At 76.1% G+C, this 15,720-nt stretch carries 1 protein-coding gene; it reads right to left on the bottom strand.

Annotation, left to right across the window (positions count from 1 at the left end; all coding sequences use genetic code 11):
* Positions 1 to 21: 21 nt before the first annotated feature.
* Complete coding sequence (locus ACQ9ZG_RS30375; protein WP_499281428.1) at positions 22 to 15,705, bottom strand: type I polyketide synthase; 15,684 nt, start codon at positions 15,703 to 15,705, stop codon at positions 22 to 24.
* Between the last annotated feature and the right edge of the window lie 15 nt (positions 15,706 to 15,720).

The following is a 15,720-nucleotide window of genomic DNA, read 5'->3' as shown; positions in this document are numbered from 1 at the left end:
GGTTCGCGTATCGGTTCGGTGTCATGACAGGCCGAGCTCGTTGTCGATGAGGTCGAAGAGTTCGTCGTCGCTGGCGCCGTCCATGCGGTCCTCCAGGGAGCCGGCAGCCGTACCGTCGGCCTCGGCGGCCGCCGGGTCGAGGCGCCCCAGGAGTTCCCGGAGCCGGCCGGCGAGCCGTTCCCGGTCCGCCGGGTCGTCGACGCCGCCGTCGAGTGCGCCTTCCAGGCGGTCCAGTTCGGCGAGGCCGGGGGCCGGGCCGGGTGCGGCGTCGGGGACCAGCTCGGCGGCGAGGTGCGCGGCGACGGCGGACGGGGTGGGGTGGTCGAAGAGCAGGGTGGCCGGCAGGGGGTGGCCGGTGGCGGCGCGCAGCCGGTTGCGCAGCTCCACCGCCGTCAGCGAGTCGAAGCCGACCTCCAGCAGGCCGCGTCCGGGCTCGACCTCGGCCGGACCGCTGTGGCCGAGGACCAGGGCGGCGTGGGTGCGGACCAGGTCGAGGAGGACCCGGCCGCGCCGGGTCTCGTCGAGGGAGCCGAGGCGCTGCTTCAGCGCTTCGGGGCCGTCGGGACCGGTGCCGGTGGCGGGGCCCGCGACCGTGCGCCGGGCGGCGGGGCGCACCAGGCCGCGCAGCAGGGCGGGTACGCCGCCTGCGGCGGCCTGGGCGCGGACGGCGGCGGTGTCGAGCCGCAGCGGCAGGAGCACCGGCTCGTCGACGGTGGCGGCCGTGTCGAACAGGGCCAGTCCCCGGTCCGGTGCGAAGGCGACGATCCCGCCCCGGGCGATCCGTCGCAGGTCGGCCTCCGTCAGCCCGCCGGTCATCCCGGTGCTGTTGGCCCACAGGCCCCAGGCGAGGGAGCGGCCGGGCAGCCCGTCGGCGCGGCGCCGGTGGGCCAGTGCGTCGAGGAAGGCGTTGGCGGCGGCGTAGTTGCCCTGGCCCATGCCGCCGAAGACTCCGGCGATGGAGGAGAAGAGGACGAACTCGGAGAGGGCCTGCCCGGCGGTGAGTTCGTGCAGGTTGACGGCGGCGTCCACCTTGGGGCGCAGGACGAGGGCCAGTTGCTCGGGCGTCATGGTGGCGACGACACCGTCGGCCAGCACCCCGGCCGCGTGGATCACCCCGGTCAGGGGGTGTGCGGGCGGCACGGCGGCCAGCAGGGCGGCCAGGGCGTCGCGGTCGGCGGCGTCGCAGGCGGCGACTTCGGCGTGCGCGCCCAGGGCGGCGAGTTCGGCGACGAGTTCCGCCGCGCCGTCGGCGGCGGGGCCGCTGCGGCTGGTCAGCAGCAGGTGCCGGACGCCGTGTTCGGCGGCCAGGTGGCGGGCGACGTGGGCGCCGATGGCGCCGGTGCCGCCGGTGATCAGGACGGTCCCGTCACCGGACCAGCCGGGGGTGCGGCCGGGGGCGGCCAGCGGTACGCGGGCGAGCCGGGCGGTGTGGACGGCCCCGGCCCGGATCGCGAGCTGGGGCTCCCCCGACGCGAGGGCTTCGGCGAGGACGGCGGGCGGGGTCTCGTGGTCGTCCAGGTCCAGCAGGACGAAGCGGTCGGGGTTCTCGGTCTGGGCCGAGCGGACCAGGCCCCAGAGCGCGGCCGGGGCCGGGTCCGGGACGTCGTCGCCGGTCACCGGCACCGCGCCCGCGGTGACCAGGACCAGCCGGGAGCCGGTCAGGCGCTCGTCGGCCAGCCAGCCGCGCAGCAGGGCGAGGACCGTGGCGAGTCCGTCGTGGACCGCGTCGCGGAGGGTGCCGGGCGGCGCGTGCGGGACGGGTCCGTGCGGGCAGGGGGCCAGGACCAGCCGGGGCGGCTGCTCGCCCGCGTCGAGCAGGGCGGAGAGCGCGGCGAGGTCGAAGACCGTACGGCCTGGGAGCGGCGCGGCGCCGGGCAGGGGGGTCCCGGTGCCGAGCACGGTCCAGGACTCCGGGTCGGGGACGGTGTCCGCCGCCGTCCCGGTGCGCTCGGGCAGGGCGTGCCACTCGGGGCGGAAGAGCTCCTCGTGGTGTCCGGTGCGCGTGGCCCGGAAGCGGTCGGGCGAGACGGGCCGCAGGACGAGCGAGCGGGCCGAGACCACCGGCCGCCCGGTGGCGTCGGTCGCCCGCACGGTGACGGCGTCGCGGCCGGTGGGGGTCAGCCGCAGCCGGAGTTCGGTGGCGCCGGAGGCGTGCAGGCGCACCCCGTTCCAGGAGAACGGCAGCCAGCCCTGCGCGGGTCCTTCCAGTACGTCGAAGACCAGGGCGTGCAGGGCCGCGTCCAGCAGGGCCGGGTGCAGGCCGAACGCGGCGGCGTCCGGCCGCTGTTCCTCCGGCAGGCTCGCGACGGCGTACACCTCGTCGCCGAGCCGCCAGGCCGCGCGCAGGCCCTGGAAGGCGGGGCCGTAGGCGAAGCCGCCGTCGGCGAAGCGGTCGTACAGGCCGTCCGTGTCGAGGGGTTCGGCTCCGGGCGGCGGCCAGGCCTCGGGGTCGCCGTCCGGGCCCTCCGGCTCGAAGAGGTCTGCCGGGCCGGGGTTCCGGGCGGGGGTGAGCAGGCCGCTCGCGTGCCGGGTCCAGGGGGCGTCGGGGCCGTCGTCGGCGGGGCGGGCGTGGACGCTCAGCGGGCGGGTGCCGGAGGCGTCCGGGCTGCCGACGGTGAGCTGGAGGGCAACGGCTCCGCCCTGCGGGAGCACCAGCGGTGCCTCCAGGGTCAGTTCCTCGACCCGGTCGCAGCCGACCTGGTCGCCGGCGCGGACGGCGAGTTCCAGGAACGCGGTGGCGGGGAACAGCACCCCTTCGTAGACGCCGTGGTCGGCCAGCCAGGGGTGGCTGCGGACCGAGAACCTGCCGGTGAAGAGGAAGCCGTCGGAGTCCGCGAGTTCCGTTCCGGCGCCGAGCAGCGGGTGGTCGACGGTCCGGAGTCCGGCCGCGGGCAGGTCCGCGGTGGCCGGACCGGCCGCCAGCCAGTAGCTGCCGCGCTGGAAGGCGTAGGTCGGCAGGTCGACGGCGGGGCGGGACGGGCCACCGGAGTGGACGGCGCTCCAGTCCACCGGGACGCCCGCGACGTGCAGTCGGGCCAGGGCGGTGGCCGCCGCGGGTGCCTCGGGCCGGTCCTTGCGCAGCAGCGGCAGCAGCAGGGGGGTGCCGGTGAGGGCGGCGGTACCGGTGCCTTCGGAGTCTCCGACGGCCGTGGCGGTTCCGGTGGTCCCGGTCAGGCAGTCCTGGCCCAGGGCGGTGAGCGCGCCGTCGGGTCCGAGTTCCAGGAACGCGGTGACACCGTCGCGTTCCAGGTGCCGTACGCCGTCCTGGAAGCGGACGGTGCCGCGCACGTGCTCCACCCAGTAGTCCGGTGAGCCGAGCTGCCCGGAGGTGGCCGGCTCGCCCGTCAGGTCGGAGATCACGGGGATGGTGGCCTCCCCCGGGACGACCTGGGCAACGACCTCGCGGAACTCGCTGAGCATGGGCTCCATGAGGGGCGAGTGGAAGGCGTGGGAGACGCGCAGCCGACGGGTCTTGCGCCCGCGCTCGGCGAGTACGGCGGCGATCTCGTCCACCGCCGCCGCGTCACCGGAGATCACGGTCGAGGCCGGGCCGTTGACCGCGGCGAGGCCGACGGCGCTCTCGCGGCCCGCGAGCAGCGGCAGCACCTCCTCCTCCCCGGCGGCGAGGGCGGCCATCGCGCCGCCCTCCGGGAGAGCCTGCATCAGCCGTCCCCGCGCGACCACCAGCCGTGCGGCGTCGGGCAGGGTGAACACGCCCGCGACATGGGCGGCCGCCAGCTCGCCCACGGAGTGGCCGAGCAGCCGGTCGGGCCGTACGCCCCAGTGCTCGACGAGCCGGAACAGGGCGACGCCGAGGGCGAACAGCGCGGGTTGGGTGTACTCGGTACGGTCCAGCAGACCGTGGTCCGGGTCGCCGGGGCCCGCGTCGATCACCTCCCGCAGCGGGCGGTCCAGCAGCGGGTCGAGTTCCGCGCAGACCGCGTCGAAGGCGTCGGCGAAGACCGGGAACCGCGCGTACAGTCCGGCGCCCATGCCGGTGCGCTGGCTGCCCTGGCCGAGGAAGAGGAAGGCGGTCTTCGCCGCCGGACCGGTGACACCGCTCACCAGGTCCGCCGACGGCTCTCCGGCGGCGAGGGCGGCGAGCCCCTGGAGCAGGGCCCGCCGGTCCGTGCCGGTGAGGGCGGCCCGGTACTCGAAGGTGCTGCGGTTCAGGGCCAGGGAACGGCCCAGGTCCGCGACGGCGAGGGCCGGGTGCCGCTCAACGTGCCGCAGCAGCCGGGCGGCCTGGGCGCGCAGCGCGGAGGCGCTGCGCGCGGAGAGCAGCCAGGGCAGGGCGGGCGCGGTGGTGGGCGCCGGGTTCGGCGCGGGGGTGGCGGGCAGGGACGGGCCGGGGGTGTCGGGGACGGCGGAGGCGTCCTGGACGGCGAGGGCGCGGGGCCGAACGGCGCCGGAGGCCTCGGGGGCGGCGGCCTGCGCCGGTTCGGGGTCAGCGGGCGCTCCGGTCCCGGCCGGTTGGGATACGTCGAGGCCGACGGACGCTCCGGTCCCCGCCGGTTCGGATACGTCGGAGACAGCGGACGCTCCGGCCCCGGTCCGTTCGGACGCGGCGTGAAGGCCGGGCGCGGCGGAGGCGTCCTCCGGAGCCTGCGCCGGGCCGGCGGCCGACGCCGGTGCGGCGGCCTGCGCCGGTGCGGCGGCCTGCGCCGGTGCGGCGGCCTGCGCCGGTGCGGCGGCCTGCGCCGGTGCGGCGGCCTGCGCCGGTGCGGCGGCCTGCGCCGGTGCGGCGGCCTGCGCCGGTGCGGCGGCCTGCGCCGGTGCGGCGGCCTGCGCCGGTGCGGCGGCCTGCGCCGGTGCGGCGGCCTGCGCCGGTGCGGTGGGCTGCGCCGGTGCGGTGGGCTGTTCCAGGATGGTGTGGGCGTTGGTGCCGCTGACGCCGAACGACGACACGGCGGCCCGCCGGGGGCGGCCTGTCTCCGGCCACGGGGTGTCGTCGGTGAGCAGCCGGACCGCACCGGACGACCAGTCCACGTGGGGGGTCGGTGTGTCGACGTGCAGGGTGCGCGGCAGCGCGCCGTGCCGCATGGCCTGGACCATCTTGATGATGCCCGCGACTCCGGCGGCCGCCTGGCTGTGCCCGATGTTCGACTTCAGCGATCCCAGCAACAGCGGCTCCCGCGCACCGCGTTCCCGGCCGTACGTGGCCAGCAGCGCCTGGGCCTCGATCGGGTCGCCGAGACGGGTGCCGGTGCCGTGCGCCTCCACCGCGTCGACCTCGGAGGCCGTCAGCCCGGCGTCCGCCAGCGCGGCACGGATCACCCGCTGCTGGGAGGGGCCGTTGGGGGCGGTCAGGCCGTTGCTCGCGCCGTCCTGGTTGACGGCGGAGCCGCGTACGAGGGCGAGTACGGGGTGGCCGTTGCGCCGGGCGTCCGAGAGGCGTTCCAGGACGAGCAGTCCGGCGCCCTCGGCCCAGGAGGTGCCGTCGGCGGCGGCGGCGAACGGTTTGCAGCGGCCGTCCTCGGCCAGCACCCGTTGCCTGCTGAACTCCACGAACGCGCCCGGGGTCGACATCACGGTGACTCCGCCCGCGAGCGCCAGCGAGCACTCGCCGGAGCGCAGCGACCGGGCCGCGAGGTGGACCGCGACCAGCGAGGAGGAGCACGCCGTGTCGATGGTCACCGCGGGGCCTTCGAGGCCGAGGCTGTAGGAGATCCGCCCGGACGCCACGCTGCCCGCGCTGCCGATGCCGAGGTAGCCCTCGAACTCCTCGGAGGGTTCGGTGACGCGCGACCCGTAGTCGTGGTGGCTGCATCCGACGAAGACGCCGCTCGGGCTGCCCTTGAGCGACAGCGGGTCGATGCCGGCCCGTTCGAAGGCCTCCCAGGAGAGTTCCAGCAGCAGCCGCTGCTGGGGGTCGATGGTCAGCGCCTCGCGCGGGGAGATCCCGAAGAAGGCCGGGTCGAAGCGGTCGGCGTCGTGGAGGAAGCCGCCCTCCCGCGCGTAGGTGCTGCCGACCCGGTCCGGGTCGGGGTCGTAGAGGCCGTCCAGGTCCCAGCCCCGTCCGGTGGGGAAGCCGGTGATCGCGTCCTGCCCGCCCGCGACGAGCTCCCACAGCTCCTCGGGGGTGCTGACGCCGCCGGGGTAGCGGCAGCTCATGGCGACCACGGCGATGGCCTCGTCCTCGGGTACCGCGACGGCCGCGGACGGCTGCCGGGGGATGGCGGGCGCCTCGGTGGCGGGCGACCCCGGCAGTTCGGTGCGCAGGTGTCCGGCCAGGTCCGTGGCGGTGGGGTAGTCGAAGGCCAGGGTCACCGACAGCCGCAGGCCGGTGGCGGCGGCGAGCCGGTTGCGCAGTTCGACGGCGGTCAGCGAGTCGAAGCCGATGTCCTTGAACGCCTGGTCGGGTCCGACCGCCTCGGGCCCTGGGTGGCCGAGCACGGCGGCGACCTCGCGGCGGACCAGGTCCAGCAGCGCCCGGTCCCGTTCCGCCGGGGGCAGTGCGGCCAGCCGCAGGGCGGCGGGCGGCCCGTCGCCGTCGGCCGTGCTCCGGGGCCCGTCCGGGGCGTCGAGCACCTCCCGTACCTCGGGCAGGTCCCCGAGGGCGGGGCTGGGCCGGAGCGCGGTGTACGCCCGGGTGAAGCGGTCCCAGGCGAAGTCCGCGACGAGGACGGCCGTGTCGTCGTGGTCGAGGGCCCGGTGCAGCGCGACCGTGGCCGTGGCGGGGTCCATGGCGGGCAGGCCGTCGCGGATCAGCCGTTCGGCGACCGCTCCGGAGGCGAGGCTGTCGCCGCCCCACAGGCCCCAGGCCACCGAGGTGCCGGGCAGTCCGAGGTCGCGGCGGTGCCGGGCCAGGGCGTCGAGGTAGGCGTTGGCGGCGGCGTAGCTGCCCTGGCCGGTGCCGCCGAGCGTGCCGGCGAGGGAGGAGAAGAGCACGAAGGCGGTGAGGTCGAGCTCCCGGGTCAGTTCGTCGAGGTTGCGGGCGCCGTCGAGCTTGGGGCGCAGGACCCCGGCCGCGCGTTCGGGGGTGATCGTGTCGATCACCCCGTCGTCGAGGACGCCCGCGGTGTGCAGCACGGCGCGCAGCGGGCGCTCGGCCGGAAGGCCGGAGAGCAGGTCCGCCAGCGCGTCGCGGTCGGCGACATCGCAGGCCGCGACGGTGACGGTGGCGCCGAGTCCGCGCAGTTCGGCCAGGAGGTCGTCGGCCCCCGGGGCCTGGGCACCGCGTCGGCTGGTGAGCAGAAGGTGTGCGGTGCCCGTACGGGCGAGCCATCGGGCGATCTGGGCGCCGAGGCCGCCGGTGCCGCCGGTGATCAGGACCGTGCCCTCGGGGGTCCAGTCGCGTGCGGGGGCGGTGTCACCGAGTCCGGCGTGGACGACCCTGCGGCCGTGGAGGCCGGTGGCGCGTACGGCCAGTTGGTCCTCTCCCTCCGGGCCCGTCAGCGCTCCGGCGAGCCGGGTCGCGGCCCGGTCGTCGAGCCGTCGCGGCAGGTCGACCAGGCCGGCCCAGCGCTGCGGGTACTCGACACCGGCGACCCCGCCGAGCCCCCAGACCAAGGCCTGGAGCGTGCTGCCGATCCGGTCGGAGCGGCCGACCGACACCGCGCCCCGGGTGGCGCACCAGAGCGGGGCGCCGGTGCCGAGGTCGCCCAGCGCCTGGAGGAGCGCGACCGTCAGGGTGAGGCCGCGGGGAAGCGCCGATCCCCCGTCGTGGGGCTCCTCGGCCAGGGCGAGCAGCGACAGGAGACCGGCGGGCGGCCCGTCGGTGCGGTCGTGGGCGTCGCGGAGGAGGGCGGCGAAGCGTGTCCGGTCGGTCGCGTCGGGGCCCGCCTCGACCAGGACGGGGGTGGCGCCGTGTCCCCGCAGGGAGTCCACGGCGAACGTGACGGCCGGGTCGTCGGCGGCACCGGCCGGGGCGACGACGAGCCAACTGCCCGTGAGGCGGGGGCGTTCGGGGGTGGGCAGGGGCTTCCAGGCGACCCGGTAGCGCCAGCTGTCGGCGGTCCGGTCGTCGGCCCGGCCGCGCGCCCACGCGGCGAGGGTGGGCACCAGGGAGGCGAGGGAGGACCGCAGTTCCCCGTCCTCGACCCGCAGGGTGGTGGCGAGGCCGTCCAGGTCCCCTCGGTCGACGGCGCTCCAGAAGCCGGAGTCGGCCGGGCCGGCGCCGACCGCGCCGGGGCCGGTCGTGGTGGTGGCGGACCGGTCGGGGGCGGTGGGCTCCAGCCAGTAGCGCTGCTGCTGGAAGGGGTACGTGGGCAGGTGCCGCGTACGGGCTCCGGTTCCGGCGAACACCGTGTCCCAGTCCACCGGCACTCCGCTCACGTGGAGTTCGGTGAGCGCGGCGAGGAAGCGGCCGGGGCCGCCCTCGGTGCGGCGCAGGGTGCCGACGACGGCTCCGTCACCGATCCCGGCCGCTTCGACGGCCTGCTGGAGCCAGACGGTCAGCGCGGGGTGGGTGCTGCACTCGACGAAGACGTGGTGTCCGTCGGCGATGAGCGCGTCGACCGCCCGTCCGAACTCCACGGGGCGGCGCAGGTTCTCGTACCAGTACGCGGCGTCCAGGCCCAGGGTGTCCACGGGGCCGCCGCTGACCGTGGAGTAGAAGGGGATGGCGGATGTCCGGGGCGTGGTGGCGCCGAGCAGGGTGAGCAGTTCCTCGCGGATCTCCTCCACCTGGGGCGAGTGGCCGGCGAAGTCCACACCGGGGACCGGCCAGGTCAGGACGCCCTCCTCGGCGTACCGCTCGCTCAGCCGTTCCAGCGCCGCCGGGTCGCCGGAGACCGTCACCGACGTCGGCCCGTTGACGGCGGCGATGTCGAGCAGTCCGGCGTGGTCGGCGAGCGCTTCGCGTACGGCTTCGGCGGGCTGCGGTACGAACAGCATGCCGCCGCGGCCGGTCAGGGCCAGCAGGGCCCGGCTGCGCAGGGCGACGATGCGGGCCGCGTCGTCCAGCGAGAGGGCACCGGCCACGCAGGCGGCGGCGATCTCCCCCTGGGAGTGGCCGACCACGGCGTCGGGGACGACCCCGTGCGCCCGCCACAGCTCGGCCAGCGACACCATCACGGCGAACAGCACGGGCTGCACCACGTCCACCCGGTCCAGCGGGGGCGCGTCGGGCTCCTCGCGCAGGACGGCGAGCGGCGACCAGTCCAGGTGCGGGGCGAGGGCGCGTTCACAGGCCGCGATCCGGTCGGCGAAGGCCGGGGCGTGGTCGAGCAGTTCCCGGGCCATCCCGGCCCACTGGGACCCCTGGCCGGGGAAGACGAGGACGGTCCTGGACGACCGGGCGACGGTGCCCTCGACCAGGCCGGGCGCGCGGTCCCCGGCGGCCAGCGCCGCCAGGCCGCCCAGCAGGGCCGTACGGTCGTCCCCGACGACGGCCGCGCGGTGCTCGAAGGCGGTTCTGGTGGTGGCCAGCGAGTGGCCGATGTCGGCGGACGACAGCTCCGGATGCTCCGTCAGATACGTGTGCAGCCGCTCCGCCTGGGCCTTCACCGCCTCGGCGGTGCGCCCGGACAGGACCCACGGGACGGCGGTGCGCGGGGTGCCCTCGGCCTTCTCGCCGGGCCCGGCGGGGAGTTCGGGCACCGGCGCGGCGGGCGACGCGGGCGACGGAGGTGCGGGCTCGGCGGGCGGCTGCTCGATGACGACATGGGCGTTGGTGCCGCTCAGGCCGAACGAGGACACCCCGGCGCGGCGCGGCCGGCCGGTCTCCGGCCAGGGTGCGGCCTCGGTCAGCAGCTCGACGGCGCCCGCCGTCCAGTCGACGTTCGGGGACGGCCGGTCGATGTGCAGGGTCCGGGGCAGCTCGCCGTGCGCCATGGCCAGCACCATCTTGATGATGCCGCCGACCCCGGCGGCGGCCTGGGTGTGCCCGATGTTCGACTTCAGCGAACCCAGCCGCAACGGGCGGTCGGCAGGCCGGTCCTGGCCGTACGTGGCCAGCAGCGCGTCGGCCTCGATCGGATCACCCAGCCGGGTACCGGTGCCGTGCGCCTCCACCGCGTCCACGTCGGCGGCCGTCAGCCGGGCGTCGGCCAGCGCGTCACGGATCACCCGCTGCTGGGCCAGGCCGCTGGGCGCGGTCAAACCGTTGCTGGCGCCGTCCTGGTTGATGGCGGAGCCGCGCAGCACCGCGAGCACCGGGTGGCCGTTGCGGCGGGCGTCCGAGAGGCGTTCCAGGACCAGCAGGCCCACGCCCTCGGCCATGCCGAATCCGTCGGCCGAGGCGGCGAAGGACTTGCAGCGCCCGTCCTCGGCGAGCCCCCGCTGGCGGCTGAAGCCGGTGAACGACAGCGGGGTGCCCATCACCGTGGCGCCGCCCGCCAGGGCCAGCGTGCACTCGCCCGAGCGCAGCGACCGCGCGGCGAGGTGGACCGCCACCAGGGACGAGGAGCAGGCCGTGTCCACGGTCACGGCGGGTCCCTGGAGGCCGAGTTGGTAGGCGACCCGGCCGGACAGGACGCTGGTGGAGATGCCCGCGACGAACAGGCCCTCCAGCTCTTCGGGGACCTCGCTCAGGGTGCCGCCGTACCCCTGGTAGGAGGCCCCGGCGAAGACCCCGGTCGGGGTGGAGTGCAGGGTCGTCGGGTCGATACCGGCGCGCTCGATCGCCTCCCAGGAGGTTTCGAGCAGCAGCCGCTGCTGCGGATCCATGGCCAGGGCCTCGCGCGGGGAGATCCCGAAGAAGGCCGGGTCGAACCGGTCCGCGTCCCGGATGAATCCGCCCGCGGCGGCGTAGCTCCTGCCGGGCCGGTCGGGGTCCGCGTCGTACAGCGCGTCGAGGTCCCAGCCCCGGTCGGACGGGAGCCCGGAGACGGCGTCGCGTCCGTCGGCGACCAGGTGCCACAGGTCCTCGGGGGTGCGTACGCCGCCGGGGTAGCGGCAGCTCATGGAGACGATCACGATGGGGTCGTCGTCCTCGGCGGGTGCCGTGGGCGGGAGCTGCCGGGCGGGCGCGGGCTCCTCGGCGGCGCCCAGCAGTCCGGTCTCCAGGTGCCGGGCGAGCGCGGTGGCCGAGGCGTAGTCGAAGACGACGGTGACCGGGAGCCGGAGTCCGGTGGCGGTGTTGAGCCGGTTGCGCATGTCCACGGCGGTCAGTGAGTCGAAGCCCAGGTCGCGGAAGGCGCGGCCGGGGGTGACCGCGTCCGGCGAACCGTGGCCCAGCACGGCGGCCGCGTGGGTCCGGACCAGGTCGACCAGCACCCGGGTCCGCTCGGCCGCGGGGAGGGGCTCCAGCCGGTCGCGCAGCGCCGAGGAGGTCTCCTCGGCCCCGGTTCCGGCAGTCGCCGGTTCGGCGGCCAACGCGGTTCGCACCTCGGGGAGTTCACCGATCAGCGGGCTGGGGCGGGCCGAGGTGAACACCGTCGCGAAGCGGTCCCAGTCGATGTGGGCGACCACGGTCACCGTCTCGTCGTGGTCCAGGACCTGCTGGAGCCCGGTGATCGCGACCGCGGGCGGCATGAAGAGCACGCCGTGACCGCGCAGGTTCTCCTCCACCAGTTCGGCGGCCATCCCGGCCCCGCCCTCGGGGTTCCAGATCCCCCACACCACGGAGGTCGCGGCGAGACCACGGCTCCGGCGGTCCTCGGCGAGGCCGTCGAGGTAGGCGTTGGCGGCGGCGTAGGCGCCGTGGACGGCGCTGCCCCACACCCCGGAGATGGAGGAGAACAGGACGAACGCGTCGAGCGTGTCCCGGTCGAAGAGCAGGTCCAGGTTCCGGGCCCCGCCGGCCTTGGCGTGGAGGGTGTCGGCGAACTCGTCCACGTCGGTGTCGGGCAGGGGCACCAGGAGCCCGGCCCCCGCCGCGTGGAAGACGGTGCTGATCCGGTGGCCGTCCTGTTCGAGGCCGTCCTTCAGGGCGCGCAGGGCGTCCAGGTCCCCGACGTCGCACGAGGCCAGGGTGACCTGCGGGCCGAGGGCGGCCAGCTCCTCGGCGAGATCCCGCGCACCGGGCGCGTCCGCTCCGCCCCGGCTGACCAGCACCAGGTGTCCGGCGCCCCGCCGGGCCAGCCAGCGCGCGATCTGCGCGCCGATCCCGCCGGTGCCGCCGGTGATCAGCACGGTGCCCCCGGGCCGCCAGCTCCGCCCCGGCGCGGTGTCGCCCAGGGCGGACCGGACCAGCCGCCGGCCGTGGCAGCCACCGGCCCGTACGGCCACCTGGTCCTCGTCCCCGGCCGCACCGGCGAGCACCCGGCACAGCCGGGGGCCGGTGTCCGCGTCCAGCACCTCCGGAAGGTCGATGAGACCGCCCCAGCGCTGCGGGAACTCCAGCGCGGCGACCCGGCCCAGCCCCCACAGCAGACTCTGGGCGGCGCTGACCGGGCTCCCGGTGTCCGGGCCCCCGACCGACACCGCGCCCCGGGTCGCCCACCACAGGGGCGCGTCGATCGCGGCGTCACCGAGGGCCTGCACCAGGGCCAGGTTGAGGGCGGTGCCCAGCGGGACGGAGGGGTGGACGGAGTGCGGGCGCTCGTCGAGACCCAGCAGCGACAGCACGCCCGTCACCGGGCCGGGCAGCGCGTCGAGGGAGACACGGAGCCGTTCGGCCAGCACGGCGCGGTCGGCCTCCGCCTCGGTGAGCCGTACGTGGACCACCGAGGCTCCGGCCCGCTCCATGACGTGGACGGCCGCCTCCGACCGGCGCTCCCCGTCCTCGGGCCGGCCGTCCGACGACAGGACGAGCCAGCTGCCCTCCAGCGCGGCGGCCGGGGGGCCTTCGGGCAGGGCCCGCCAGGTCACGCGGTAGCGCCAGGAGTCCACCGCCGAACGCTCGGTGCGCTCGGTGCGCCAGGTGGCGAGCGCGGGGAGCACCACGTTCAGCGGGTCCTCGGGCGCAACCCCGAGGGCCGTGGTGAAGCGGTCCAGGTCGCCCCCGCCCAGGGCGTCCCAGAAGTCGTCGCCCTCCGTCGGCGTCCCGGCCCCGACGCCTGCCGCCGGGGCGGTGTCCTCCAGCCAGTACGGGCGGCGCTGGAAGGGGTAGGTGGGCAGGGGGACGCCGTCCGTACGGTGCCCGGCGAACACCCGGTCCCAGTCGGGCGTCAGACCGCCCGCGTAGGCCTCCCCCAAGGAGGTCAGGAAGCGGTCGAGGCCGCTCTCGCCGCGCCGCAGCGTGCCGACGACGACGGCGGGGCCCTGTGCGGAGCCGGCGGTGTCGGCCCGGTCGGCGGTCTGCTGGACACCGAAGGTGAGCACGGGGTGCGGGCTGGCCTCGACGAAGAACCGGAACCCCTCCCCCAGCAGCGCCTCCGTCGCCTTCCCGAACTCGACGGTCTCGCGCAGATTCCGGTACCAGTACTCCGCGTCCAGACCCTTCGTGTCCAGCCAGCCACCCGTCACCGTCGAGAAGAACGGCACCGCACCGGACTGAGGCGTGATCCCGGCCAGATCGGAGAGCAACTGCTCGCGGATCTCCTCCACATGCGAGGAGTGCGACGCGTAATCCACCTCGACCGACCGCGCCCGTACCCCCTCACCCACCAACTCGTCGACCAGCGCCGTGACGGCGTCCGCGTCGCCTGAAACCACCGTCACCGACGGGCCGTTGACCGCCGCGACCGACAGCCGTCCCGCCCACGGGGCTATGCGCTCCCGCACCTCTCCCACCGGCAACGGGACTGATGCCATGCCACCCCGGCCCGCCAGCACCCCCACCGCACGGGAACGCAAAGCCACGACACGGGCCCCGTCGTCGAGGCTCAGCCCACCCGCTGCACAGGCAGCCGCCACCTCCCCCTGCGAATGGCCGACCACCCCGTCCACGGCCACACCGGACGAACGCCACATCTCCGCCAGCGACACCATCACGGCCCACAGGACCGGCTGCACCACATCGACCCGCGCCAACAACCGCTCCGAGCCCAGCGCTTCCGTCAACGACCAGTCGACGTACGGAGAGAGCGCCCGCTCGCACTCACCCATCCGCCCGGCGAAGACCTCCGACTCCCCCGACAGCTCCGCGGCCATCCCCACCCACTGCGACCCCTGACCGGGGAAGACCAGCACCGAACGGCCCGACGACACCCCCTCGCCCCGCACCAGCCCCGGCACCGAGCGGCCCTCGGCCAGGGCCTTCACGCCGTCGATCAGCCGGTCCTGGCCGGTTCCCACGACCACGGCACGGCGCTCGAAGGCGGTACGGGTGAGGGCGAGGGCGCGGCCGGTGGCGGCGGGCCGCAGGGGTCCGGGGCCGGCGCTCAGGTGGGCCAGCAGCCGGGCCGCCTGGTCGCGCAGCGCCTGCTCGGTCCGCCCCGAGAGCACCCAGGGCAGCGGGTACACGGCACCGCCGGCAGCGGCTCCGGCCACCGGTTCGGCATCCTCCGCCGGGGCCTCCGGGGCCTGCGGGTCTGCCGGGGACTGCTCCAGGGGTGCCGGAGCCTGTTCCAGGATCAGATGGACGTTGGTGCCGCTGACGCCGAAGGCGGACACCCCGGCCCGGCGCGGACGGTCCGGAGCGTCCCAGGCGCGGGCCTCGGAGAGAAGTTCCACGGCCCCCGACGCCCAGTCCACCATGGGCGTCGGCCGGTCCGCGTGCAGGGTCCTGGGCAGTTCGCCGTGCTCCATCGCCAGCACCATCTTGATGACGCCGCCCACTCCGGCCGCCGCCGAGGTGTGGCCGATGTTCGACTTCAACGAGCCGAGCCACAAAGGCTGTCCGGCGGGCCGGTCCTGGCCGTACGTGGCCAGCAGCGCCTGCGCCTCGATCGGGTCGCCCAGGGTCGTACCGGTGCCGTGCGCCTCCACCACGTCCACCTCGGACGCCGTGAGCCCGGCGTCCGCCAACGCCGCCCGGATCACCCGCTGTTGGGACGGGCCGCTCGGCGCCGTCAGGCCGTTGCTCGCCCCGTCCTGGTTCGTGGCCGAACCCCGGATGACGGCCAGCACCTGGTGCCCGTTGCGGCGGGCGTCCGACAGCCGCTCCAGCAGCAGCACGCCGACACCCTCCGACCAGCCGGTCCCGTCCGCGTCGGCCCCGAACGCCTTGCAGCGGCCGTCTGCGGAGAGTGCGCGCTGGCGGCTGAACGCCACGAACGCGTCGGGGGTCGCCATCACCGACACCCCGCCCGCCAGGGCCAGCGCGCAGTCACCGGCCCGCAGTGCCCTGATCGCCAGGTGCAGGGCGACCAGGGAGGAGGAGCAGGCCGTGTCCACGGTGACGGCGGGCCCTTCCAGGCCCAGGGTGTAGGCGATCCGGCCGGAGACCACACTGCTCGCGGTACCGGTGTCCAGCAGGCCCTGGACGTCGGGGAGGTGGCGCGAGCCCGCGCCGTAGCCGTTGCCGATCGCCCCGAGGAAGACGCCCGTTCCGGTCCGCCGTAGCGTACGGGGGTCGATCGCGGCCCGCTCGACCGCCTCCCAGGCGGTCTCCAGCGCCAGTCGCTGCTGGGGGTCGGTCGCCAGCGCCTCGCGCGGCGAGATGCCGAAGAACTCCGCGTCGAACTCGGCCGCGTCGTGGAGGAAGCCGCCGTGCCGGGTGTAGGAGGTGCCGGGCCGCTCGGGGTCGGGGTCGTAGAGGCCCTCCAGGTCCCAGCCCCGGTCCACCGGCCAGGCGGAGATCGCGTCGGCGCCCCGGGAGACCAGGTCCCACAGGAGTTCGGGCGTATGGGCTCCGCCGGGGTAGCGGCAGGCCATGGAGACGATGGCGATCGGTTCGTGGCGGGCCTGCTCGGCCTCGCGGAGCTGCCTCCGGGCGTCACCGAGGTCCGCGGTGGCGCGCCTGAGGTAGTCGAGCAGCTTCTTGTCGTCGGACATCAGTGCCAGCTCTCT

The sequence above is a fragment of the Streptomyces araujoniae genome, assembly GCF_050871195.1.
GTDB lineage: Bacteria > Actinomycetota > Actinomycetes > Streptomycetales > Streptomycetaceae > Streptomyces > Streptomyces bacillaris.
The sequence above is the reverse complement of the archived record's forward strand: the minus strand, read 5'-3'. Positions and strand labels throughout refer to the sequence as shown.